The organism is Exiguobacterium artemiae (assembly GCF_033342815.1).
GTDB lineage: Bacteria > Bacillota > Bacilli > Exiguobacteriales > Exiguobacteriaceae > Exiguobacterium_A > Exiguobacterium_A artemiae_A.
This window is the reverse complement of record NZ_JAWPEN010000013.1, coordinates 67,149-93,595: the sequence shown is the minus strand read 5'-3', so window position 1 is coordinate 93,595 and position 26,447 is coordinate 67,149. Positions and strand designations below refer to the sequence as shown.

Below are 26,447 nucleotides of genomic sequence, written 5' to 3'. Positions count from 1 at the left end.
AATGGATGAAGAAAGCTACCGGATGCGCTATCGGTCTACTATTTTTACAGAACATACAGAATGATCGAAAAGTGTTGTGCTTAAATCATCGTAAAATGACTTTTCTTCTTGACGGTCACACCTGTTGTTAAAATGTGTGAAGATTCTTTTATTTCGTTTCCAACCGATTGTTATTGCCGTCGCAGGCAACCCTCGTTATCATTAGAATTCGTAAGGAAAAAAAATAATGCTTTCCGATATAACATCATGATTAGAGGAGTATGCCATGATTCTACTTTATTTTATTTATGAATCGATTACGTTTTTACCGATTCAGCAGTATCTGTTTTCCGGATGGCTGATTTTAGTGTTGTTGACCGTCTCATTCAGTCTCGCCAATGCCCATGAAGAAGTCCACATTAGTCAACGGTTCGGCTTCGAACTTCTCGTCCCCGGTGTCGGTCACCTGTTACGCAAACAGTTTCTTCCCGGTCTTGCCATCATCCTGTTATTGATCATCATTCATTTTACGTACATGTTCCGGGTCGTCCCGTTACACCTCGCGTTATTACTTACCTTCTCGATTAGTCTGCTGTCCTTTTTCTCACTCTTTATCCGAATACACAAAAAAGCGGACAATTAAGTCCGCTTTTTTAATACAACCGCTTAGTATTTCGTTGTTTCTTTTAATTTATAACCATTCGACAGTTCAAGCCAAATCGTTTTACCTTTTTTCGTTTTCACCTGGATGTACGGACGACCTTGAGAAACACGGAGTTCCAGTAAATCACCTTGTTGATTGGCATGTGTTTCACTCGCTTTGTCCCATTTTCCGGCTAATTTACGTTCGATGAAGATATGGTTCCCTTTTTGAACAGCACGCCATTTTCCGATTTCTGCTTTTCCGTTGACGGCGACAGCACTTTCCATCCCCTGAATCGAGATGATGGCCGGATCGTGGTCACTCGCGCTGCCGTCTGCTTCCATATAATCCGAGTTGATGTTGACGATATCAGAAGACGTATACGGCTTCAGGTTTTTCGAAATCAGAACATGGTCGAGAACCTGTGCGTTTCCGTTGTAGACGTAAGAATAACGTTCCGATTTCGGAAGATCATCCACTGTATTCCAGAGATTGTCGCCTTTTAAGATATCCAGTGTTTTCGAGAACTGGAAGTCATTCAAGTCACCGAGTACGACGACGTTTGAATCCTTCACTTCTGTTTCCAGTTCATTGACGAAGTTTTGGACAATCTCTGCAATCGCATGACGCTGTACTTCACTCTTACGAACGACCGGCTGGTTTTTACCGAAGTCTGCTCCATCGCCGCCTTTAGAGTTAAAGTGGTTGACGATGACATGATACGATTCGCCTTTGAAAATGAATTCCCCGACGAGTGGTTTACGTGAGCTGTCGAAGTTTGGATCGTTCGGCTGAATCCGACCCGGGTTGTTCGTCAACTTACCGTTTTCGACGGCAACGGCTTGTGTCTCCGTTCCTTTTTCACCTGGTGCAAGAGAAACACGGGCCGGGTTGTATAAGAAACCGACACGGATGTTTCCGCCTGGTTGTCCGCCGTCTTTTTTATCTTCCGGTGCGATATCCGTATACGCATAGCGGACACCTGTTTTCGCTTCGATGGCTGCAATCAATGTCTCAAACGATTTCGATGCATCGACCGTACCGCTGTCTGTCGCACCATCGTTATCCTGCATTTCTGTCAAACCGACGATATCCGGTGTTTTCAGGAATGTCGCGATGCCTTCCGATACACGATCGACTTTTCCGGCATCTGCCGTCGAAGCAAAGTTTTCCACGTTGTACGAAGCAACCGTCAGACGTGAATCGCCCGTTTCAATATTCGTCGGTTGACGATCGACTTCACTCGTAATCAACTTCGGCAGATCCGCTGCTTTCGCGAGTACTTTATAGGCCGAATAGTTATAGCTCATGACACCTTCGATTGTTCCTTCGAAACGGTCCCCTGATTTTGCACGGTACGAGCTGCTGCCCATCTCAACGAACAGTCGCTCCGGGTTGGCGTTATCTTCTGTCAGGATTGGTGTACCGCGTTTCGTATAGACTTTATCTGCTGTTTGCGTACGAACTGGAATCGTCCGGTTGGCCTGTGGTCCCGTAACGATGGCATTCGGAAGCGCAACACGCATCCCTTCCACACTTTCGTATAGATCAATCGCATCTTCAGCCGGATCAAATTCAGCAAATGAATCGTTGTCGATGACTTTCGTCGGAATCAAGACACCGTTTTCCCCGAGAACGATACTTGCCGGCAATCCTGAGTTCAATGCACCTTTAACAAGATTGACGGTACTGATTTCCGTCACCGCGAGATCCGTATCAAACTTGTCACTGTATCCGCCAAGCAACCATTCTTTGACGTATCCCGTCGTTGCGACAGTCTGTCCGACTGCTGCGCCGTGGTTTTTCGCGTAGACCAGCACTCCTTCAGACGTTTTACTGTTGTTATCCGGATTTGGATCCTGCATGTAGAAGTTGTTGGCATCGACAACATATGTGACGACACCCGTCGTCCGGACGAGTTGATCCGCGTATGGTGATGTATGCGCGACTCCTTGAATACTGCTGATTTTCGTGATTGGAGGTGCGATGTAGTATTTGAATGTCGAAACAGCAGACGTTTTTCCGTCTTTGACGCCCACTGCCTGAATCGTCATTTCTTCATTAATTGTAATCGGACCGGAGTAGATCGGACTTTCAGCAGTCGGTGTTGATCCGTCGACAGTATAGTGGATCGTACCTTCTCCGTTTAACGTCACTTGATCGCCGCGATCGACTTCTCCGACCGGTGACGCCGTCGGTGCGACTAAAATGTCTCCGGCTTCAGCAGCGTGCGTTCCGAGATTTGTTAACGTGTCGACCGGGAAGCTTGTCCATTGTGACGGTTCGTATGTTTTCGAACCGGCTGTTACATTTGAGTTCCGAACGAGTGTCGTATCTTTCGCGAAATCAGCACTTGAGCCGACCGGACCGATGATATCAAGGACGACATCGCCTTTTTTCAGGGCAACCGGATCATTTCCGTTAAAGTTTAGTGAACCTGTTGTTTGTTGAGCTTTGCCTTTAATGTCTGCATTCGCACTTGAATTGGCAATGACAAATGTTTTCCCCGGCTCAAGCGTTCCCGACAGTGCAATTTTTGACTCCGTCGGTCCACCATTCGTATATTGAACAAGCGTGTAATCTGAAAGATTGATGATTTGACCCGAACCATTATAAATTTCAATCGCTTTGTTGTTGCTTGACCCCTCTATGTACTCGGACAAGATGACGCCTTCGCCTTCTGCCCCTACCGTAATACCTGCTTGTGGAAGAATTCCTGCTGTTAATGCTCCGACCAATGCCCACTTCCCAAACGTACTGACGTTCTTCATGATGTTGACCCCCTATGAATTTTCTGACACTTCTTTATATTATCAGATTAATTCATGAATAGTGTATGTTTTATGTAAAAAAAGATGTTAATATTCGTAAAAGAATAACTTGTTAACGCTTACAAAAATTAATCATTCGTCTTTCGGGATGGAATGTTCAGCTTCCGTAGTCATATTTATGAAAAAACGGCATAAAAAAAACGCCTTTTCAGCGTGTCTGTTTTTTAGGTGTCATGAGAATCGAGGATACAGGTGATCAAAACACCTGAAACGACGAAAGCCCTACCTCTCTTTCGTTGTTACGGCTCCTTGGCCGCGCCAGCTGAATCAAGCGTTTTAGCAAGAATCAAGTTACGCGTTGGGTTGCGTATTTACTGGGATTTTTAGAATTTCGCTCGGAAATGAGCTGAAAAGTATCGAATGGAAGGTTTATCTTGCTGGGTCAACTTCTTCTAGTTCAACAGAAGAAGGACAAAATAAAAGCGATGACTTATGTCTGACTCATTTGTCAGTAAGGTCTAAAAATCCTGACCTGATTATTAAATTGTGTATTTTTGTGATGGATTCTCACATGAGTGATCATCCCCGATTCATGACAAAATCTAATATACCACGTTTTATTTTATAAAGTCAATCTTTTTCAAGAAACTTCTATTTTGGATGCGGGTCCTTTTGTTGATTCATCTCCCGAACACCGGTATCGTTAAGGTTATCCAAAGACGACTGACTATTACTATAGAAGAAACGAGGTTTTAGAGATGGCGACGAACCGACTAATCAACGAAAAAAGTCCTTATTTACTCCAGCACGCCACCAACCCGGTTGATTGGTATCCATGGGGGGAAGAAGCGTTTGCCGCTGCCCGTGCGGCGAACAAACCGATTTTCCTGTCGATCGGTTATTCGACCTGTCATTGGTGCCATGTTTTGGCACACGAAAGCTTCGAAGACGAAGAGACGGCCCGGATGCTGAATGACCGGTTCATCTCGATCAAAGTCGACCGGGAAGAACGACCGGATATCGATCAGATCTATATGACGGCGGCCCAACTGATGAACGGACAGGGCGGTTGGCCGCTCAGCGTCTTCATGTCCCCGGATCAGACACCGTTTTACATCGGCACCTATTTTCCGAAGACACCGCAGTTCAACCGTCCGAGCTTCCGGCAAGTTCTTTTGCAACTCAGTGAACACTACCGGACCGATCCGGGCAAAATCAAACGGGTCGGACAGGAAATCATTCAGGCGTTAACGACGGTCACGACCTTCGCCTCAGAGGATCCCTTGGATGAGGCATTGGTTCACGAGACATTTGATCAGGCGATGCGTCAGTTTGATGTGGAGCATGGCGGGTTTGGCACAGCTCCCAAGTTCCCCTCGCCTTCGTTGCTGACTTTCCTGCTCGATTATTACCGGTTCGCAGAAGATGAGACGGCTTTGCAGATGGTCATGCGGACCTTAACCGCGATGCGGGACGGCGGAATCACCGATCACGTCGGATTCGGTCTTTACCGGTATACGGTCGATGAACGTTGGGAGATCCCGCATTTTGAAAAAATGTTGTATGACAATGCTTTGTTCGCGACATTATGCATCGAAACGTATCAAGTATCGGGCAGAGAACGGTTTAAACAATATGCGGAAGAAATTTTCGCATACATCGAACGCGATTTGTCTTCTCCGGACGGTGCGTTTTATTCGGCAGAAGATGCGGACAGCGAAGGTCGCGAAGGACTGTTTTATACGTTCACATTCGATGAACTGGCGGATTTACTCGGAAAAGACGCCGTTTTCCCGCTCCTCTATCAAGCCACGCCTCAAGGAAACTTCGAAGGACAGATTGTTTTTCGGCGGACCGGTCAATCGATTCAGCAATTGGCGGCTGATCGGAATACCGCTGTTCAAGATATCCTGATCCAACTCGAGCAGGAGCGCCGGACCTTGTTGCTCTTCCGTAGTCAAAGGACCCGTCCATTCCGTGACGATAAGATCTTGACGTCTTGGAACGCCTTGATGATTTCTGCCTACGCGAAAGCAGGTCGTGTTTTTAACGATGACCGGTATACAGAGCGTGCCCGACAGGCTTTGACGTTCCTTGAGACACATTTGATGGACGACGACCGGTTACACGTCCGGTATCGTCAAGGTCATGTTCAAGGAAACGGTTATCTCGATGACTACAGTTTCTTGACGGAAGCTTATCTCGAGCTGCATCAAACGACACAGCACATTCCCTATCTCAAGCAGGCAATCCGGCTGACGGAACGGATGATCAGGGACTTCTCTGACGAAGACGGCAGCTTTTTCTTTACTTCATTTGAGGACGACACGTTACTCGTACGACCGAAAGATGTTTATGACGGCGTCAAACCGGCTGGTAACAGCACGGCTGTCTCGAATCTGCTTCGTTTATCACAGCTGACAGGCCGGACCGGTTACCGGGATCAGGCCCAGCGGAACTTCTCGACGCTTGCTTCCGAAATCAAATCTCAACCGACCGGTTTCGCCAGTCTACTGAGTGTCTACACGCGAACATTGATGGAACCAAAAGAATTGATTGTGTTGACGGAATCTTACGCGGACGTCGCCTCGTTTATGACGCAGCTCCATCAGCGCCGCCTGCCTGAACTTTCACTGCTCGTCGGTTCAAAAACGGACTTGCTCGAAATCGCTCCATTCCTTGCCACGTATGATGCTCCGACTCAACAGGCGACAGCCTATCTTTGTCATGATTTTCAATGCGACCGACCGACGACTAATCTGTCGGAACTTTTTCAAAAAATCATGATATGACTTAATTCCCTTCTGTTTCCTAAAACAGAAGGGTTTTTCAAAAAACTAAACCCCTTTTTTCAAAAAAATTCTAAATATACTGTAGATAAATGTTTTATTGTCGATAGTAAGTATAGGCAAATTAATTTCACATCTTAGAATTGACATCCTAGAGCCCGAAACGTCTTCGGACGAATTCTAACTAGGAGGATACGATCTTTGAACACGACACTATTCACGAAACCCTTGAAGATGCTGGTCAGCTTTATCCTGGTCCTCGGCATATTTGTTTCTTACAGCCCTTCACTCGAAGCTGCGACGACCAAAGCAACGACCTACCGTCTGTCTGCCGATACTTATCTGTATGACAAGACGACATCTTCACGGAAACGCTTGTTGACGATCAAGACCGGAACTATCGTTTCATCCACGTATGAGTCGTCTTCTGGCTATTTCAGAAGAGTAGCATACGGCGGAAAAACGGGATATGTCGCGTCAAAATATCTAACAGCATTTAATCAGAAAGAAACGATTAAAGGACAACGGTTCCTCGTTTCGAAAAAGACGACCCTTCATACGTCGGCGTCGGCGACAGCTCCTGTCATTGCTACTTTAAATGAACAGGATGCGTACTACAGTTCACAAAAAATCACGAATTCGTTCGGCGAAATCTGGTACCGTATCAAGTTTGACGGCAAGACGGTTTATGCCCGTGCCTTGAACACGACACCAATCTCCTATACGAAGATGTCGAAAACTGCTTTAAAGACGACAGACGGTTACATCCTCCGTCAATATGCCGGTACAGCCTATCCGCGGCAGATTGTCGTTCCAACAGGGACTTCCCTGCAAACGACCGGACGAATCGGTGACTGGTACAACGTCACTTATGCAGGCAAGTCAGGTTATATGCACAAAGGTGCGTTCGCCGGCTCTTCTAAACAAGAAGTGACGACGATTCCGGAAACGGCGTTCCAAACGAAATCTGCTCTTGTCCTGTACGATACGACGGACGGAACAAAACGTCCGCTCGTCACGCTTCCAAAAGGAGCAATCGTTAAATCGACTGCAGTTTCGGGTCTCTATCATCGTGTCACGTATGACGGGAAAACAGGTTACGTTTTGACTGCTGCTTTGAAAGAGTACACGGCAAAGGTCAAGTTAGCCTCGTCACGCTTCCTGTTGTCGAACTCCGTTGAAATCAAAGCCACACCGGCTTCATCCGCCGCGACACTTGCCAGCCTGCAAACGGGAAACGTCTACTATACGACGCAACTCGTGACAAATCCGCTTGGTGAGCAGTGGCATAAAGTCTCAAAAGACGGCAAAACCGGTTATGTCAAAGTCAATCAAGGAAAAACGATCAAGTACTATACGGTCCATGATCTTTCTCTAAAGACGACGACAGCAACGGCGTTGCACTCGTATGCCGGTCCTTCGTACGGTGTCATCAAAACGATTCCAAACGGGACCGTCGTCAAAATCCAAGGACAGATCGGCAACTGGTATAAAGTCTCTTATGACGGAAAATCAGGTTACGCAGCCGGTACGACCTTTACGGATTATGTGACGACACAACCGATTCCGGCGACCGATATCCAACTTGAAACGGATGTCGCGATGAAAGCAGCACCGAAAGCCAACGCTGCGACCGTCACGATGTTCAAGACAAAGGATATCTATCAAACGAATCAACTCGTCACGAATGGTTCGTCTAAATGGCATCGTGTCACAAAAGACGGTCAGACAGGATACATCCCGGTCGATCAAGGAAAACCTGTCGATTACAGTTCAGAGAACATGGCAATGAAAGCAACAGAAACGACTGTACTGCGTACATATGCAGGAAATTCATATGCGACTGTCGCAACCATCGCGACAGGTACGAACGTTCAGGTCATCGGAAAAATTCAAGATTGGTATAAAGTATCGGCTAACGGGAAAACCGGTTATGTCGTTGCGGATACGATGACTGAATTGATTACGAAAAAAACACTGCCGGCTTCACGATTCGTCTTATCGAAGTCAGTCGACGTAAAGAAATCGCATCACTCGACAGCCGATACGTTGACGACACTCTCGGCAAATGACGTCTACTATACGACACAAGTCATCACGAACGGTCGTGCGGAACAGTGGCACCGGATGACAATCGATGGAAAAACCGGTTACGTCCGCGTCAACCAAGGAACATCGATTGCCTACGAGGCCCTACCGGCAACAAAATACAAAACATCAGCTGCAACACCGCTCCGGTCTTATGCCGGACCATCTTACGCTCCCGTCACGACGATTCCAAACAAAACGGTCATCACGGTGACAGGACGAATCGGCAACTGGGTGAAAATCACCTATGCCGGTAAGAGCGGTTATGCAGCAGCGTCTACTTTGACGGAGTTTTCGGAGACGACGACGATTGCGGAAGCCCGCTTCCTGCTCGACGCTCCGGTTGCTGTCAAAAGTGATGCATCCGATACAGCGGCGACAATCGCCAACTTAAACAAAGGTAATGTCTACACGACGAGAACGCTTGTAACGACATCTGCCAATGGCCAGTGGCATCAAGTCACGGTCAACGGAAGAACAGGTTACATCAAACTTGGTCAGCCGACTTCACCCATCGCTTATGAGCCGATTGAAAAATCGTTTGTCCGGGCAACCGGAACGACTTCGCTCCGCTCTTATGTTGGGGATGCATATCAACTTGTCGCTTCCATTCCTGTGAATACGGTTTTACCGGTCACTGGAAAAATCGGCAGCTGGTATGAAGTTTCTTATGAAGGGAAGACGCTTTATGCGTACAACGGGACAATGGTCATGACATCAGCCAAGCTGAACGTCTATAATTCAGTCGCAACACCGTATACGTTTGACAGCTTCATCAGTGCCCAAATGAAACTGAATCCTCCCCCACAAACGGATTTGTATGCTTCAAAACTGATGTACGTCAGTGCGGACTACGTTCGCCTCGGCGGTGCCCTCGATCCGGTCAACGGAACGATTGCTACGGTCACGGCAACGACACCGCTGAACATCCGCTCCGGTGCGACGACGGCCAGTCACGTTTATGGTCAGTTCAAACCAAACGCGATGATCAAAGTCTATCAAAATGTCAGCGGCTTCTACACGACGTATCCGCGCGTCTACACAACGACGACAAAGTATTCAACGATTTACTGGTTGAACGCACTGGAAGCTGATGTCCGGAATGCGGCGGATCCGCTCAAAGTTGACCGTCAATCGTCTGCCTATTACCAGTTCCTTGATCTATCCAAATCAACAGGTGCTTCAGCAGCGACGTTGAACAACATCCTCGCGACAAAAGGGATTTTCGGTAAATGTACGACAGGCAGTTGCGGACAAGCTTTCATCGATGCCGGCGCAAAGTATTCGGTCAACGAAGCGTATCTGATCTCACATGCTTTACTCGAGACAGGAAACGGAACGTCGAAGCTTGCGACAGGCGTCATCTGGAACGGACGAACGGTCTACAACATGTACGGAATCGGTGCGTATGACTACGATGCCATCAATACAGGTGCTGCATATGCGTACAGTAAAGGATGGTTCACACCGGAAGCCGCCATCGTCGGTGGTGCGGAATTCATCAGTACGACATACATCCACAATGCTTACGACCAAAATACACTCTACAAAATGCGTTGGAGTCCGATGCGTCCGGGTGTTCACCAGTACGCGACGGATATGGGCTGGGCGGTCAAACAAACCACCCAGATCTACAAGCTCTATGAACAGATGGATAGCTATACGGCTGTCTTTGATATTCCAGTCTTCACCCGTTAAGCACCACAAAAAATCCAGACCTTGAATCCATCGATTCGTGGTCTGGATTTTTTTATGCGTGCTGTGACCGTCACCATCTGACGGAAGACGTCTCCTGCATTTACGCGGAAGAGACACCCTGTCAGACTTGATCATCTGCGACGATTTGCAAATCAATGCCCCGGTTTTGACGCATGATTTGATTGACGATCGATCCACGCCGGATTTCCTGCCACCGGGTCCGTGCGGATTGACCGAGCACGATTTGTGTGATGCGATGATGTTTTGCGGCTGCCGTGATGGTTTCCGCAATCGAACGTTCCCCTTGAATCCGAATTAAGACTTCTGCGTCAAACAGGGCTCCACTTTCGCGTAACATCGCCAGTACTTCCTTTTGCGATGCCGTCAACTGGTTTTCCGGTTTGGGTAGAATCGTCAAAATATAAAGATCGGCTTTCATCCGGCTCGCCATCCGAAATCCACGATAGATCAACTTTCGCGCATTTTCATTCAACTGGACACAGACTAAAATTCGTTCCTGTAACAAGGTCGGATCTTTTTCGATCAAGAGACGTGCTTGATATACTTGATCGTCGACTTCATCCGCGACCTGCCGGAGCGATAACTCCCGTAAGCTCGCTAAATTTTGCAAGGAGAAAAAAGAATTTAAGCTCTGTTCAATCTTCTCTTTTTTATAGATTTTTCCGTGTTCCAGTCGCTCGCGCAAGGTTTGCGGTGTCACGTCCACGAGTAGAATCTCATCCGCCTCCCCGAGGAAGGGATCCGGAATCCGCTCCCGGACTTCGACCCCTGTCATTTCTTTCACCTTGAACAGCAGGCTTTCGAAATGTTGGATGTTGACGGCCGAATAGACATTGATTCCCGCTTCAAGCAGGACGGAGACATCCTGATACCGTTTTTTCCGAACCGATCCCGGCGCATTCGTATGTGCCAGTTCGTCTATTAACACGATGTCCGGTTTGCGGGCAATGATGGCCTCTACGTTCACTTCAAGAAATACTTTCTCTTTATAGTGGACTTCGAGTAACGGAACCTGTTCGAGCCGCCCGATCATCTCTGCCGTATCGCGACGGCCGTGCGTCTCGATCAAACCGATGACGACATCCTTGCCTTCCCGGACTAACGCATGGGCATCCGCCAGCATCTTATACGTCTTCCCGACACCGGGAGCCGAGCCGATATACAGCTTCAGCTTTCCGCGTGTCATGATTGACTCCGATCAAGTTTCAGATTCAACATCAAAACGTTCACATATTGATTATTCCCTGCTTCCTGATCGATTAATCGCCGAACAGCATCACGCGAGAGATTTCGTTCGGTTGCAATCCGTTTGACCTGTGCCCGTGCATAGTCGAGCGAGATGTGCGGATCGAAGCCAGAACCGGACGTCACGCGGGCATCGTCCGGAAGCGAAGCGCCGTCCACTTGATTCTGTTTCGCGAATTCCGCCATCTTCTTGCCAAGCTCCGGGTTTGAAGCGGCCAGGTTATCCCCAGCAGATGATCCCGCTAATTGATCGACTGCTGACGGACGTCCGTGGAAATATTGTTTTGACGTGAAAGGTTGCGCAATCAATTCCGATCCGATGAATTTTCCGTTTTCCTGCACCAGTGAACCGGCTGCTTTGTCCGGAACAAGTAATTGACCGAACAAGGTCAGCAAAGCGGGAAAAACAATCCCGCACAACGCGGTGACGAAGACCGTCACACGAATGGCCTGTTTCATGATTCTGTTCTCCTTATAAGATGCTTGCAAGCAAGACATCAATGATTTTAATACCGATGAACGGGACGATGACACCGCCAAGACCGTAGATCAGTAAATTCCGACCTAGCAGTTGATCCGCTGTCATCGGTTTATACGAGACACCTTTCATCGCCAGCGGAATCAGCATCGGGATGATGATCGCGTTAAAGATCAGTGCCGACAGGATAGCCGTCGTCGGGGAATCGAGACGCATGATGTTCAGCAATTCCATTTGCGGAATCGCGACCATGAAGATTGCCGGAATGATCGCAAAGTATTTCGCGACATCATTGGCAATCGAGAACGTCGTCAACGCGCCGCGTGTCATCAGCAACTGTTTCCCGATTTCGACGACTTCGATGATTTTCGTCGGATTGGAGTCGAGATCGATCATGTTCGCCGCTTCTTTTGCCGCCTGCGTTCCACTGTTCATTGCAAGACCGACATCGGCCTGGGCAAGCGCCGGTGCATCGTTTGTTCCGTCCCCTGTCATCGCAACCAGGTGTCCGGCGTCCTGCTCACGTTTGATGACACGGATTTTATCTTCCGGCGTACATTCGGCGACGAAATCATCGACTCCGGCTTCACGGGCAATCGTTGCTGCCGTCAATGGATTGTCGCCGGTACACATGACCGTTTTGATCCCCATCTCCCGCAGGCGGTCAAACCGTTCCCGCATGCCGGGCTTAACCGTATCCTTCAGGTAAATGACACCTAAGATTTCCGTATCGATGGCGACGACGAGTGGTGTCCCGCCGAGCCGGGAAATCTGTTCGGCTGTTTCCTGCAGATTTCCGGGAATCGCTCCCCCCTGGTCCGCGACCCACTGTTGAATCGCTTGTCCGGCTCCTTTTCGGACCCGGCGGCCGTCGGCTAAATCAAGACCCGACATCCGCGTTTCCGCCCGAAACGGAATGATTTCCGCCCCGTCCAACTGCTTTTGTTCAATCGGCATGTTTCGCAGTTCAGCCAGTTCGAGGACCGAACGGCCTTCCGGTGTCTCATCCGCGAGTGACGAGAGTGTCGCACCGGCAAAGACGGCTTCCGTCGTCGCATTACCAACCGGCAGAATGTCGGACGCCATCCGGTTCCCGAACGTAATCGTACCTGTCTTATCGAGAATGATCGTTTGAATGTCCCCTGCCGCTTCGACCGCTTTCCCGCTCATCGCAATGACGTTAAAGCGGGTCACACGGTCCATTCCGGCAATCCCGATCGCGGATAACAATCCGCCGATCGTCGTTGGAATCAGACAGACCAGCAAGGCGATCAGAATCGGACCGGACAAATCAAAGTCTAAATAATTCGTAAAGACAGGCAGCGTCATGACGACGAGTAAAAAGATCAGCGTCAAGCTCGTCAGTAACGTCGACAGCGCCAATTCGTTCGGTGTTTTTTGCCGGCTTGCCCCTTCGACGAGCGCAATCATCTGGTCGAGGAAGGACTCGCCGGGGTTACTGGTAATCCGAACTTCGATTTCGTCACTGACGACTAACGTGCCACCGATGACAGACGAGAAGTCGCCCCCGGCTTCTTTAATGACCGGTGCCGATTCTCCGGTGATCGCCGACTCATCAATCGAAGCGAGACCTTTGATGATTTCACCGTCCCCCGGTACATATTCACCGGTCCGGACGAAAACGATGTCGCCTTTACGTAATGTTGCTGAGGACACGGTCTCAATCGTCTGGCCGACCCGTTTGCGCGCCATGACATCTGCTTTTGAGGCTTTTAAAGAATCCGCCTGGGCTTTCCCGCGTCCTTCGGCGATCGATTCGGCGAAATTCGCGAACAGAACGGTCAGGAACAGGATGATGCTGACAGCTAAGTTAAAACCACGCATCTCATCGATGAAAATCGTGTAGCCGATAGTCAGAAGACAACCGATCCAGACGACGAACATGATCGGTTGTTTGATCATATGCGCCGGATTTAATTTTTTAAAGGCATCCAGCGTCGCTTGTTTGGCAATTGAAGGATTGACCGCTGATGTCGCTTCTTTTTCCGGAACGTTCGGTTCCTGCTCAACGGGTTGATGTTTGATTGGTTCCATCATGTTTCATTATCTCCTGTTCACATCGTCAGCCAATCCGCGATAGGTCCAAGTACGAGCACTGGCAGGAATGTCAATGCACCGACGAGTACGACCGTACCGAGGAAAACTGTACCGAATAGTGGGGTATCTGTTTTAAACGAAAATTCATCTTGCGGAACAGCTGGTTTTGCTTTCAGTGATCCGGCAATCGCAAGCATCAGAATCAACGGAATGTAACGACCAAAGAATAAGGCAAATGAAGTCGCGACATTCCAGTAGACATTCGCGTCACCGAGCCCTTCAAAACCGGAACCGTTGTTGGCGGTCGCCGAAGTGAACTCATACAAGACTTGCGACAGACCATGGTAGCCGGGATTTGAAATCGCTCCGATACCCGGTGCCACGTACATTGAAACTGCTGTTCCGACTAGAATCAGAAACGGCGGAACGAATAAGGTAATCGCCATCAGCTTGACTTCAAACGTTTCAAGCTTCTTGCCAAGGAAGGTAGGTGTCCGCCCGATCAACAGTCCGGTCAGGAAGACGGCGACAAATGCATACAACAGAACGTTCAGGAAACCGGCTCCCGTTCCGCCGTAGACGACGTTCAGCATCATGTTTCCGAGCTGAATCAGCCCGGCAAGCGGATGAAGCGAATCATGCATCGCATTGACAGCTCCGGTTTCAGCCGCTGTCGTAATCGAGCTGTATAAGATCGTCCCGATTTGACCAAACCGGAGTTCCTGACCATGTGCGGTCGGATTTGCAAATAAACTGCCCGCCATCCCAAACGTCATCATGATAAACAGGAGCGTCATCACACCGAGAAACAGACGGCCCTGTTTCGCTGAGCCGATCATTTTTCCGTAAGCGATGGGGAGTGACATCGGAATCAGCAGCATTAAAAACATCTGGATGAAGTTGACGTATTGGTTCGGGTTCTCAAACGGATGCGCTCCGTTCGCTCCGAAGAATCCGGCGCCGTTGTTCCCAAGCTGTTTGATGACTTCAAACGCCGCAACTGGTCCACGGTAAATCAACTGTTTTGCGCCTTCGAGTGTCGTCACGGTCACCGCTCCGCCAAACGTCTGCGGAACGCCGAGTAAAATCAGCAACAATCCAAACAGGAAGGACACCGGAATTAAGATCCGGAGAATAAAACGAACAAAATCCGCATAAAAATTCCCGAGCGGCTGATTCGCCAGTCCGCGGATAACGGCGATACAGACCGTAAAGGCCATCGTCGGTGCGACGAACAACATCGTGCCGAGGACAAACGTTTGCGACAGATACGATAACGCTTCACCGGAGTAGTGCTGTTGATCGGTATTCGTCATGAAGCTGATGGTCGTATGCAGAGCAGTCGACCAATCCAGATTGACGGCTCCGTTCGGATTCAGCGGCAAACTCCCCTGAAAACGCAGTAACAGGTATCCTCCGACAAAAAACAGCAAGTTGACGAGTAACAGACTTTTCGAATACCCGACCCACGACTGGTCTTGTTTTCGTTCATCGACACCGAGCAACAGCAACAAACGCCGCTCAAGCTTTCCAATCCAGTCAGTCTTTCGAATGCCAACAGGTGCAAAGACCGTTCCGATGTACCGCCCAAGCAAAACGGCTGCTCCGAGTGCGATGACCAGTAAAATCCAAAATTGAAGTAAAAATTGAGTCCACATGATTTGTTTCTCCTATGCGATTAGAATTTTTCCGGATACATCAGACAATAACTCAGATACAAAAAGACGAGACAACCGATCACCATCAAAAACCATGTCATTTCCGGTCACCTGCCCGCCATTGAATCCGTTCAATCAGACCGATCATTAAAAACGAGCTTCCGAAAAAGAAGACGAATAAAAGAAGACTCCAGATATCCTCCATGTTGAAATTACCTCCATATTATTCAATATTTTTACAATTAAATACGACAAAAAGACGATGTGAGGCAGTAACGGCCCCAGCATCGCCTTTAAAAATTGGCATCACTGAATAAGAGTCGTTCCCTCCTAAAACGCCTGCGAGGTTAGCTGTCGGATTCGGGCATACCTAGGATTTCGCCCTACTTCTCTTGTCTGAGAAGATTCACCCCGTGTCACGTGTCGTGACGGTTGGGTCCCCCGCTTCAATCATGAACTCGGCGTACTTTGAGATCGAAGCATTAACATGTTAGTGTTCGTTGATGAGATGGATATTACTCCGATTAGTTGGCGTTGTAAATAGAATTTCTAAAAAAAATATAGTCAGACTTTTTGATGACTTATTTTATAAAAATAGTGTTTTTTAACCCTATGCTATAGAAGAAAAAAAACCGCAGAAACCGATTCCTTCATCTGAATGGAAACCTTCCTTCAGCAAGAAATCGGACTGCGGTTTTTTTGAATCAACACCGGTTATGATTGCTCATTCAGTTTGGCCTGGACCGTCAAAGGAGCTAGCATCGTCACCCACAGGGCGACCACTCCAGAAACAAGAATCACAATATCACGTTCGAATCCAAGGGTCAGCAGTGTCACAACACTTGCGACCAAGACGAGACAAAGCGTCGCGATCATGACAAAACGCGATTGTTTCAACATCTTTCTCATGTGGCATCTCTCCTTTCCTTCCAAAGTCTTTTGTATCTTATCAAATATCGGCACGATTCAGGGCGGCTGACACCGGATTGTGAAGGGATTGTCATCTTGACAACCGTCATTCAGGCGAAAGCCGGAGGCATTTGCTACACTGGGATTAAGACCATAAGGGGGAATTCAGATATGTTACAGGAGCAGACATTTCAACGGATCGACGGCACGGAAGCGACGTTAAAAGATTATCCGGGACAAGCTTGGCTGATCGTCAATACAGCGAGTAAATGCGGCTTGACACCCCAGTTTGAAGGACTGGAACAACTTCATCAGGACTACCGGAAACAAGGACTCGTCGTCCTCGGTTTCCCCTGTAACCAGTTCGCTGGACAGGATCCGGGAACAGACGAAGAAATCCAGAGTTTTTGCCAAATGAACTACGGCGTGACGTTCCCTGTTTTCTCAAAAATCGAAGTCAACGGGGAAGGGACACATCCGTTGTTCGCAGAACTGAAAGCACTTGCCCCGAACACGACGGGCGAGCAGGACGTCGAATGGAACTTTACGAAATTTTTAGTGACGCGTGACGGGGAAGTCACACGATTCGCACCAAAAACTAATCCGACAGATCTTGTTGCAGCCATCGAACGGATTGTCGTTCCGGTTTAAGCACGAAGCACATCTTTCCATCAGACAAACAGGGGAGCGGATTTAACATCCGTTCCCCTGTTTTTTCTATTTTCTTTTTGCTGATCCAACGTAACTCATGGTGTTCCCGGATCCAAGTGTCCTTTAATCATTTCTTCCGCCAACACTTTTACATCTTCGACGTCGCGCATTTCCGTAAACGGATGTCCCCAGACATCCAGCCATTCGATTTCTTCAATCGGCTGGGTCCGGAAACGTTTGCCGGTCGGCTCAAATGATCCGGCAGCTGTTGATTCGAAGGCGGCGTACTTCAGCAACCAAGGTTTATCAAGCAACAGTTTTGTCGTCTGTTTCGGATTTTTGAACATGACATCGCCGACCAGAACAACAGGATCAAATCGTTCATGAAGCGGATGCGTGTATTGAACGGACACAATCAGAGCATGATTCAACACTTTTTCATTTTGACGTGTGTAAGACCGGGTCAAAAAATGCGGGACAAGCGATTCGGCACTGTCCTTCGTCTGATGAATGCTGATGCCGTGTTCTGTCTGGACGACATCCGGTAAAGTCGGTTCGTATCCCCGGTTGGCGAGTTGTTGATCGAGCTCCTTGAATAATAATAAGGTATGTTCGACGAGTGCACGGACTTGTCGAAATGACAGTTGAATCGACTGATTGATCATGAGGTTGACCTGCCTTCCAATTAATAGAGTAATATAGTTTCTTTTACCCTAAGCCCTATCCGTTCATACCTGTTCCTTTCAACTATTCACCTGATTTCAAAAGAATTCACCTGTCTCGCGCTGCCGGCAACCTTCGGACGATTTGTTCAGCACGCCGCGTCAATCGTTGTTTCGTCACGAACGGATCAAGCGTCTTTTCTTCATCCGGATCATGAATCGCTTCGCAGATCCATGCCTGTTCCATCCTTTTCGTCACTTCACCCGCAAGGACGATACAAGGAACGTCCGCCTGATTGGCTAATGCCATGACCTTTGCCGGGAGCTTCCCCATTGCGGTCTGACGATCGATCCGCCCTTCCCCCGTCCAGACATAATCGGCTCGTTCAATCCGTTCCCTCGCATGAATCATTCGTAAGATGAAAGCGGCACCCGATTCGATCGAAGCACCAAGCGCATATGCCGCTCCACCGAGACCACCAGCCGCCCCTGCTCCTTTGATTTGATTGATATGCAGCCGGTATCCGATTTCCTTCAACCGTCCATCCAGTAAAACAATTTCCGCTGCAGTCAATCCTTTTTGCGGTCCGAAGACGGACGCGGCTCCCAGCTCACCGGCATATGGAGCCGTGACGTCTGCTAAGACATGTAAGGGAACGGACATGATTGGCAGCCGGAGGTGTTTCGTTTCCATCAACGGATTCGTTTGCCACGCAATCGGCGCCCCGGTTTCTGTCATTAAGTCAGCCCCCAGCTCTGCCAAGAAACCAAGTCCGCCATCGGTCGTCGCCGTACCGCCTAAAGCTAAAAATACGTCAGATACATCCGTCGTCAACATTTGCCGGACAAGACGACCGATGCCCCGTGTATGAACCGAAAAGGCCTTATCTTCCGGTCGTTTCAAGTGCAGTCCGCAGACGCTAGCTGCCTCGATGACGGCAATCCGGTCTTTTTGCGCATAGGCCACGTCAATCGGACGACCGGCTAAATCGATTGTCGCGTCCACGATTTTCTCAAATCCGTTGGCTAGTAGCGTATCAATCGTGCCTTCTCCACCGTCCGCAACGGGACTCCAATCAATCGTCGCGTCAGAATCGGCACGCCGGATTCCCCGTTCAACGGCACGCGCCGCATCTTCCGAGCCGATACAGCCTTTAAAGCTGTCGATACAGATGAAATGATGCATCTTGATTGCCTCCCGCTTAGTTGTCTTTATTTTGACCATCCCAAGAAAAGAAAATATGATATGATAATTGTCATGCACACGACACGTTCTGTTTGTTTTCGCCGTCGAAAACAGACGATTTTTTATGAGGAGGTTCTACCCCGTGAGTCTTTCCAAGACACTATTACGAATGGCACGATTCGGCAGTTCAGTTTTACCAAAACCCCAAAAGACGATTTCACGTCGCGCTAAGTTTAAACAAACGCTACAACTCAGTTCAACATTTCAAGAACATATTTTGAGTGGACGTTTGTCTGATCCTTCAGTGAATGTTGAGTCTCTGATCATTCGTGATAATCGATTGAATGAAGTAGTTCAATTACAAAATACCCATCCGACAGGTGATGGCCAGTTCTCTTTCTCGCTAACACATGATATCTTGCCTGCTCTCGTTGAACAGGTATTAGAAAACAAACTGTTAGTGGAGCAAGAACAACTGTCTCTTGAAGAAGATACAAAAGAGGCTATCTCGATTCTGGAGGCAGATGCTTCGGAAGATTCAGCAGAAACTGACTCAGAATCAGAAACTGATTCAGAAACTAACTTGCCGACCGGTCGATTTTCTTTTTGGTTAAAGTTTTCAAAACACCTCGAAGATTTTCGTCCAACGACGCTCAAAAAATGGGAAACCAAAGGATTACCGAGTCGTTCTTCGATTACTGATCAACTGTTTACCCGCGAAATTATCTTAGGACGTTTTTTAGAGACACGAATTTCTTCTCCTTTAAAACCGTTGATTGATTCAGAATTTCAAAATTCGGCTCATATCTATACAGATTTAAAAGGGAATTTAAGATTACTGTTAAACAAAGAACCTAAAGCTAAACCGAAGATGCAAATCGATTCCATCGAGCGTCCTGTTGCGAATCAAACTGAAATTAAAGGGAAAATCTTTACACGCCATGCTTTTATTCAAAAAGGAACATTGCAACTGGTTCACCGGGAAACAGGAGAACAAGTTATAGTCCCGATCGATTGGATGTATGATAATGCTAAAAGTGCTGAGAAATTCGGACTTTACCGGTATACCTATCGAGCATTGATTGATTGGACAGATCTTTACCATCAGCAAAAACTTTTAAAAGAGGGTGTGTATGATACATTCGTTTTGCTCGAATACTATCATCGTTCAGAAACTACACTTCTCCGTTTGGGTCGTGCTCGTTACATCACCCGCCAATTGATTTCAGAAACAAAAGCCCGAAGCGATCGACACACTATGCTTATCAATCCTTACTTTACAATCGGACATCGAAATCTTTCGTTCGAAATGACGGAATTCACGAATGAAAACTATGATTATCTGAATCATATGATGAAATTTGCACCGGTTTACCGATTGTTTGCTGAAAAGAATACGTGGATTGTCGGAGAACGTCCTTATAAGGCACAGGATAATGGTTATCACTTCTTCAAATATATGCGCGATACCTATCCTGATCGTCCTGTTTATTATGTAATTGACGAAAATTCGCCGGAATTTGAGAAAGTAAATCAACTGGGACATGCCTTACCGTTTAAATCCAAAGAACATATCTATCACACGCTTATGGCGAAAAAAGTCATTGGTACGCACCATGGAGATTATTTATATCCTGTTCGTTCAAAACGTTTTGATAACAAGATGAACGCAGAACATGTTTTCCTCCAACACGGTGTACTCGGAACGAAAAATTTAGAAAATCATTACGGTAAGAATTCACCGTCGTTCCATACTGATCTGTTTTTCGTCAGTTCAGAACGTGAAAAGCGTGTCGTTACAGAAGATATGGGTTATCCGGAACATGAAGTTCGAGTCACTGGACTGGCACGTTTCGATACCTTGCTCGCAAAGGATTGCGAAGTAAAACGCCAAATTTTAATTATTCCTACGTGGCGTACCTGGTTACAGACACCGCTCCAATTCTTTGAATCTGAGTATTACGAGCAGTATCGGACCCTTTTATCGAGCGAAAGACTCCATGAGTTCGCTGCGGCTCATGACATGGAAATTATTTTTTGTCTTCACCCGAACATGCAACAATATTCGAGTCATTTTGAAGACTTGCCGATTACGGTCATCAATCAGGGAGAACGTGATGTTCAGGATCTGATGAAAGAAAGTATGCTGATGATTACAGATTATTCAAGCGTTGCTTTTGACTTCAGCTTCTTGAAACGACCTGTTTTCTATTTCCAGTTTGACAGTCGGCGTTTCATTGGACCTAAAGGATCCCATTACGATTTGGAGAAGGAATTACCCGGTCCAATCTCCAAAACACCGGATGAAGTACTGGATCAATTGGAACTTTCCGCTGAACGTCAGTTCCAAATGGAAGTTGAGTATGAAAAGCGAGCCGATATTTTCTTGAGACCGGTCAATTCATCTTACGCAGAAACGATTTATCAAAACATTACTGACTTTAAAAAGCAAACAAGCTGGTTAGAACGTTTAGAGACGAGTGAAGCTGCGAATATTCTATATCGTTTGTATAGAAAAAATCGTTACTACTTCCCGTCGATGAAGCTCGCCTATCGTCTCATGCAAAAACTGCCAGTCGATCCGAAACTCGTTGTGTTTGAGAGCGGACTCGGTAAACAGTATTCCGACAGCCCACGTTATATCTATGAAGAGTTAAAACGGCGTAACCTCGATTACAAAGTCGTCTGGGTCTACAATAAGCGACTTTACCTCGGGGACCCGAATGCCAAAGTCATCAAACGTCTGTCTCCTGCTTACTTCTATTACTTGGCGACGGCGAAGTTTTGGGTCAACAATCAAAACTTCCCGCATTACTTCACACGCCGGAAAGAGACAACGTACATTCAGACATGGCACGGGACACCGCTTAAAAAGATGTTATTCGATTTGGACGAGATTCACGGACGGGACGAAGGTTACGTCGACCGGGTCACGAACTCGATCAAACAGTGGAGCGTCCTGTTGTCTCCGAGCGCTTACGCCTCGACCATCTTCAAAAGTGCCTTCCGGTATGATGGACCGATTTTAGAATCCGGTTATCCGCGAAATGATCTGTTCTTCTCGAACAATCAACCGAAGACCATCGAGAGCATCCGGACGAAACTTCAATTGTCAGATGAGAAGAAAGTCATTTTATACGCTCCGACCTTCCGTGATCATCAGTCGCTCGGAAACGGAAAGTTCTTCTTCGACTATCCGTTCGATTTCGACCGTGTCGCGGAAGCACTCGGTGACGAATACGTCTTCTTGATCCGGACGCACGTTCTTGTGACGAAGAAACCGAGGATTCCTGCTGAACACCGGGAACGTTTCATCGATGTCACGAGTTATCCGGATATTCAGGAACTGTACTTGATCACGGATTTATTGATCACCGACTATTCGTCCGTGTTCTTTGATTTCGCGAACATGAACCGTCCGATGTTCTTTTATGCGTACGATCTCGATTTATACCGCGATACATTACGCGGCTTCTATCTTGATTACTATCAGGACTTGCCGGGACCGATTCTCGAAACCGAAGATGCTTTCGTTGAAGCCTTGGCCAATATCCCGCAATTGACGAACGACTACCAGTCAAGACTCGATGCTTTCCGGGAATCTTATTGTGCGATGGAAGACGGGTTGGCAGCGTCACGTGTCGTTGACACTTACTTTGCAAAAGATACACTTGAAATGACCGAGCAGTCGGACGGCAGTTATTCCGTTTAAGCGCTTATGTTTTTAAGATTCCTTCCACACGCGTGGAAGGAATCTTTTTTTCTGATTTAACGAATATCCACCGGCTTCAGCCAATTGCTTTTTGATTTGATTTCCAATTAATGTTATTCTAAATTAGAATTTCAAAAATATTATTCTCTGTAAAAAATAATGTGTCATTTCAATTAGGAGGGATGGTTCATGGAACGTTGTTCACTTTGCGGAACACCGTTGGAAACAGAAGCGACAGCATGTTCCTACTGCAAACATCCTGTCCTCAAAAAACAACAATTCGATGAGGAATCATCTGTCACACCCGTCAGGTCCAGCCGTTACGTCTTATCTTTTATTATCGTTTTTGCGATTGCAGTCGGAGCGATCGGGACGTGGTACGCTTTGACGCAAACCGACTCGACCCACACGACGCTTGCTGCACCCGTCCAGGCCCTGTCCTTGTCGGACTGGTCCGACGAGACCTCTGCTTACAATCAAACCTATTCATCGGAAAATCCACCGGCCTCTTACGATATCCTGAAGTTCGTCCGCCAATATACACAAACGGTTCCGGAAACGGCCAACTATTCCAAAGCGACGGATACGTTGGAAACATTCTCCGCGATCCAGTTCGCGACCTTGGATGCCTTCCAGTCAGAAGTCGATGCCTTACGGACGATTCATGCCGCTTCCGACAGCCCGGTTCCACCACGCTTGCAAACCGTTGATTTTAAACGGTTCGTCTCAAAAGGGGATTCCTATCAGGTCAGAACGGTCGAAACCTATCAACTGCCTGTCAATCAACAGCTCGTCACATATGATGTCCGCTATAATGTCCGGTTACATACGGATCATCTGCAAATCACCCATATCGTCCGGACGGAGGTGGACGCATGAGAATGGTCATTCTGCTTTTGTTCTGTAGTCTGTTGATGGGATGTTCGCAGGAACCGTCGCGTATCCAGGACGAGCTGGACCTCGGACAATACACGCAGGCGGTCGATCAATCGTCCCGTCAAGATCCGATGCATGATGCGGCTCAGTTGATGGTGCGGCTCGAAACGCAGTTCGCGAGTTACCGCTTTGAAGACAGCATCACTACTGCAAGAACGATTGAAAAGTTACCATTGCCTCAGGATAATCCAATCCGCCTGCGTGCGAAGTCGATTCAGCTGAGTGCTGAAGCGATGCTCGATCGGTTGAAACAGGCCGCGGGCACTTATCAAATCGAACGCAGCATTCTCGATGATGGGCAGGAAGAAACAACCTTCCCGTCTACGGGTCAACTCCACGTCTCGTTCAGCAAACCGCATTCGTTGCTTGCGACGGTTCAGTATCAGCACTTCGGCATGTCCGATGCTCCGCGAAGTGATACGGAGACAGTCCGCTTCGAACCGGATTTATCAGCCCGCCTCTCCCTCTCCGAAGGGCTCGTCAGTTATGTCTTCAGCCGCGCGGGTCTGACCTTAACTTTCGAAGGTCCGGGCGGGAAACGGATCTATCAATTAAAAAAAGTCGATTAGCCCACAAAAAAACGACCGCGTTCTCTCCATGATCGAAGAGGACACGGTCGTTTTTTTGATGTCTCAACTGACTTATAGTGCGTCCAACCGTTTCACGATTTCCGCACACAGCTCATGGGTTGCCAAGCTGTCTTTTCCCGTGACGGACGCTGACGGATGACCATGGACGGTCTCGATGAAAGCATCGACCATCTCGACGAATCCCCGGCGTTGCAGGGTCGGTTCCCAGTTATCGAGCGGAAGGCGTAACGTACCGGCTTTCGTCAATCGTTCCACCGACGTCACATCTGTCGCAATCCGTTTTTCGTTTGGTCCCATCACTTCGACTCGTTCTTCCGTCACGCCGTTATTGCGGTTCATGATACCGATCGCGGTGATGCCGTTCGATTCGAATTGAATCGTTACATGATGCAACAATCCGTCGACTTTCTTACCGCGTACTTGCAACTGTTCGATTTCGCCTCGACCAGTCAAAAAACGCAGGGTATCGGCGACATGGACGAAATCGTCAAAGATGAACGTCTTTGCATCTTCGATAAAGGATGTGCGGTTTTTTTGCATGACGACCAGATTCGGTTCCTCGACTTCGAGCAACTTCCGGTGGGCGGATGCAAACCGGCGATTAAAGCCGGTGATGAAGTGCAGACCTTGTTCTTCCGCCTGTTCTGTCAATGCCCGGACTTCCTCGACTTCCAGCGAGACCGGTTTATCAATGCAAAGATGGACGCCGGCTGCAAGCAGTTGCTTCGCCTGTTCCGCGTGGACTTTCGTCGCTGAGTGGATCATCGCGACTTGAATCCCTTCCCGAATGACATCATCCAGTGAAGACAACGTCCCGGCAAACCGGTAAGCGTTCCGCAACCGTTCTGCCTTCTCCTGATCCGTCGAGACAAGATACACTTCCAGGTCTGTCCGCTCTGCATAGACCGGTAAATACGCCTTTTGGGCGATATCGCCTAAACCAATTACTGCTATTTTCATCTGATTTCCTCCTTGAACCTGTCTTTTGCTCTCATTCCCTATGTTAGCCGGTTTCATGCGCTTCGTGTAGGGAAACTATTTTTTTGAAAAAGAAGATAATTTCCTTTTTTTGTTTTATGATAAGAACATATTTTGCAAAAGGAGGGAATGAGTTTTTTATGAAATCATTATTCAGGATTAGTTTGACACTCGTCCTGCTTCTTACCTTATGTCTCCCGGCCCTGCCTGCTCAAGCAGCAAGCTATCAGGTCATCGTCACGTCGACGATTGGGGCAAACATCCGGTCGAAGCCAAGCACAAGTTCATCTGCGACCATTACCCGTCGTGCCCCTTACAAAGCTACGTTTACCGCTGTGTCTTATTCGAACGGTTGGTACAAAATCAAGGACGGAGGCGCCTATCGTTACCTGTCGAATCAGGTCGCGAAAAAAGTCGGAGCAAGCTCCGTCAAGACATATAAGATCATCGTTTACTCGACGGCAGGCGCGAATGTCCGGACGTCACCAAGTACGGCCTCTTCTAAAAATATCAAACGGCATGCTACATATAAATCAAAGTTCAATGCTGTTTCCTATTCGAATGGCTGGTATAAGGTCAAAGGGAAAACGAACTACTATTATGTCTCGAACCAAGTCGCAAAAAAGCTGACGACAAGTTCGCCGGCTCCTGCAAGCGGCAGCTATCCGGTCGCTTCAATGCGTTACTTCAAACTCGGTTCATCCGGCTATGAACTGACGAAAGAAAGTTTTGCCCGCCGTTATCCGGCCAGTACGACGAAGTTACTGACGGCAATCGTCGCTTATGACGTGGCGGCACAAAAAGGAACGCTTGATCAGACCTTTACGTTGACGTACTCGATGTTAGCCGTTCCCTCCGGCAGCAGCACCGCCGGTTTCCGTTCAGGCGATAAAGTCACGATGCGCCAACTGTTAAACGGGATGTTGATCCGCTCCGGCAACGATGCTGCGAAAGCAATCGCCGTCCGGACTGCCGGTTCGGAATCGAAGTTCGTTTCGCTCATGAACAGCCGTGCGAGCCGCATCGGCATGTCGGCCAGTCATTTCATGAATCCGCACGGCTTCTATCATCCAAGCCACTATACGACGGCAGCAGATATGCAGAAGCTTGCCAATACGTACGCGAATTACAGTTATCTGATGACGGTCAGCGGACGTAAATCGTTCCAGACGACCGTCAAAGGACCTTACGCCCGGACGTTGACGTGGTATCATACGAACACGTCACTTCCAGGCGACACACGTGTTTACGCGAGCAAGACCGGTTATACGCCGGAATCCGCCTATACGCGCGTCTTCTTCATCAAAAAAGGATCGACACGTTACGGTCTCGTTACGTTAAAAGGAACACTTCCGCAAACGGAAACGACATTACGTTCCGTCCTCAACCGTTAAG

The 26,447-nt window shown here is 48.0% G+C and carries 17 protein-coding genes and 1 riboswitch; of the genes, 8 read left to right on the top strand and 9 right to left on the bottom strand.

The features are described 5' to 3' along the window. Nucleotides 1–265: 265 nt before the first annotated feature. On the top strand, nt 266–622 hold the full coding sequence (locus tag R7V76_RS12385) for a hypothetical protein (protein ID WP_131502300.1): 357 nt from the start codon (nt 266–268) through the stop codon (nt 620–622). Between the two features lie 23 nt (nt 623–645). Here the strand turns inward: R7V76_RS12385 and R7V76_RS12380 are convergent, their stop codons facing one another. Beyond that, on the bottom strand, nt 646–3,393 hold the full coding sequence (locus R7V76_RS12380) for a chitobiase/beta-hexosaminidase C-terminal domain-containing protein (protein ID WP_318092784.1): 2,748 nt from the start codon (nt 3,391–3,393) through the stop codon (nt 646–648). 758 nt (nt 3,394–4,151) lie between these two features. Between R7V76_RS12380 and R7V76_RS12375 the strand changes: the two genes are divergently transcribed. Beyond that, nucleotides 4,152–6,185, top strand: coding sequence for a thioredoxin domain-containing protein (locus R7V76_RS12375; protein WP_318092783.1), 2,034 nt, complete (start codon nt 4,152–4,154; stop codon nt 6,183–6,185). A gap of 198 nt (nt 6,186–6,383) precedes the next feature. Continuing rightward, a complete protein-coding gene (locus tag R7V76_RS12370) occupies nt 6,384–9,968 on the top strand; it encodes an SH3 domain-containing protein (RefSeq protein WP_318092782.1) in 3,585 nt (1,194 codons plus the stop codon). A 121-nt stretch (nt 9,969–10,089) separates the two neighbouring features. On the opposite strand, the gene R7V76_RS12365 is transcribed toward R7V76_RS12370, so the two are convergent. The 5 genes from R7V76_RS12365 to R7V76_RS12345 all read right to left on the bottom strand — a co-directional run bounded on the left by R7V76_RS12365 (nt 10,090) and on the right by R7V76_RS12345 (nt 16,337). Next, nucleotides 10,090–11,175: a universal stress protein gene (locus R7V76_RS12365; RefSeq protein WP_318092781.1), complete on the bottom strand. Its 1,086-nt coding sequence runs from the start codon at nt 11,173–11,175 to the stop codon at nt 10,090–10,092. Continuing rightward, on the bottom strand, nt 11,172–11,693 hold the full coding sequence (locus R7V76_RS12360) for a potassium-transporting ATPase subunit C (protein WP_318092779.1): 522 nt from the start codon (nt 11,691–11,693) through the stop codon (nt 11,172–11,174). The genes R7V76_RS12365 and R7V76_RS12360 overlap by 4 nt, the downstream gene beginning before the upstream one ends. 13 nt (nt 11,694–11,706) lie before the next feature. Next, nucleotides 11,707–13,770, bottom strand: coding sequence for a potassium-transporting ATPase subunit KdpB (gene kdpB, locus R7V76_RS12355; RefSeq protein WP_318092778.1), 2,064 nt, complete (start codon nt 13,768–13,770; stop codon nt 11,707–11,709). A 17-nt stretch (nt 13,771–13,787) separates the two neighbouring features. Further along, complete coding sequence (gene kdpA / locus R7V76_RS12350; protein ID WP_318092777.1) at nt 13,788–15,428, bottom strand: potassium-transporting ATPase subunit KdpA; 1,641 nt, start codon at nt 15,426–15,428, stop codon at nt 13,788–13,790. Nucleotides 15,429–15,749: 321 nt separating this feature from the next. After that, nucleotides 15,750–15,902, bottom strand: a riboswitch (cyclic di-AMP (ydaO/yuaA leader). A gap of 240 nt (nt 15,903–16,142) precedes the next feature. Continuing rightward, entirely contained in the window at nt 16,143–16,337 is a 195-nt protein-coding gene (locus tag R7V76_RS12345) for a hypothetical protein (RefSeq protein WP_012371418.1), read from the bottom strand. 171 nt (nt 16,338–16,508) lie between these two features. Here R7V76_RS12345 and R7V76_RS12340 point away from each other — a divergent pair, with 171 nt between their 5' ends. Beyond that, entirely contained in the window at nt 16,509–16,988 is a 480-nt protein-coding gene (locus tag R7V76_RS12340; RefSeq protein WP_026827448.1) for a glutathione peroxidase, read from the top strand. A gap of 95 nt (nt 16,989–17,083) precedes the next feature. Here the strand turns inward: R7V76_RS12340 and R7V76_RS12335 are convergent, their stop codons facing one another. Both R7V76_RS12335 and R7V76_RS12330 read right to left on the bottom strand, forming a co-directional pair. Continuing rightward, nucleotides 17,084–17,653, bottom strand: a complete 570-nt coding sequence (locus R7V76_RS12335; protein ID WP_012371420.1) for a hypothetical protein — start codon at nt 17,651–17,653, stop codon at nt 17,084–17,086. Between the two features lie 106 nt (nt 17,654–17,759). Continuing rightward, on the bottom strand, nt 17,760–18,836 hold the full coding sequence (locus tag R7V76_RS12330) for a glycerate kinase family protein (RefSeq protein WP_318092773.1): 1,077 nt from the start codon (nt 18,834–18,836) through the stop codon (nt 17,760–17,762). Nucleotides 18,837–18,978: 142 nt separating this feature from the next. On the opposite strand from R7V76_RS12330, the gene R7V76_RS12325 reads away from it, so the two are divergent. The 3 genes from R7V76_RS12325 to R7V76_RS12315 all read left to right on the top strand — a co-directional run bounded on the left by R7V76_RS12325 (nt 18,979) and on the right by R7V76_RS12315 (nt 24,053). Continuing rightward, the gene (locus tag R7V76_RS12325; RefSeq protein ID WP_318092772.1) at nt 18,979–22,548 is read left to right on the top strand and encodes a CDP-glycerol glycerophosphotransferase family protein; all 3,570 of its coding nucleotides are present in this window, start codon (nt 18,979–18,981) and stop codon (nt 22,546–22,548) included. 189 nt (nt 22,549–22,737) lie between these two features. After that, the gene (locus tag R7V76_RS12320; RefSeq protein ID WP_318092771.1) at nt 22,738–23,427 is read left to right on the top strand and encodes a zinc ribbon domain-containing protein; all 690 of its coding nucleotides are present in this window, start codon (nt 22,738–22,740) and stop codon (nt 23,425–23,427) included. Continuing rightward, entirely contained in the window at nt 23,424–24,053 is a 630-nt protein-coding gene (locus R7V76_RS12315) for a hypothetical protein (RefSeq protein WP_318092769.1), read from the top strand. The genes R7V76_RS12320 and R7V76_RS12315 overlap by 4 nt, the downstream gene beginning before the upstream one ends. Before the next feature lie 72 nt (nt 24,054–24,125). Here R7V76_RS12315 and R7V76_RS12310 read toward each other — a convergent pair whose 3' ends face one another. Then, nucleotides 24,126–25,034 carry a Gfo/Idh/MocA family protein gene (locus R7V76_RS12310; protein WP_318092768.1) on the bottom strand — a complete coding sequence of 303 codons (909 nt, stop codon included), beginning with the start codon at nt 25,032–25,034 and terminating at the stop codon, nt 24,126–24,128. Nucleotides 25,035–25,192: 158 nt separating this feature from the next. Here R7V76_RS12310 and R7V76_RS12305 point away from each other — a divergent pair, with 158 nt between their 5' ends. Then, a complete protein-coding gene (locus R7V76_RS12305; protein ID WP_318092766.1) occupies nt 25,193–26,446 on the top strand; it encodes an SH3 domain-containing protein in 1,254 nt (417 codons plus the stop codon). Nucleotide 26,447 lies beyond the last annotated feature (1 nt).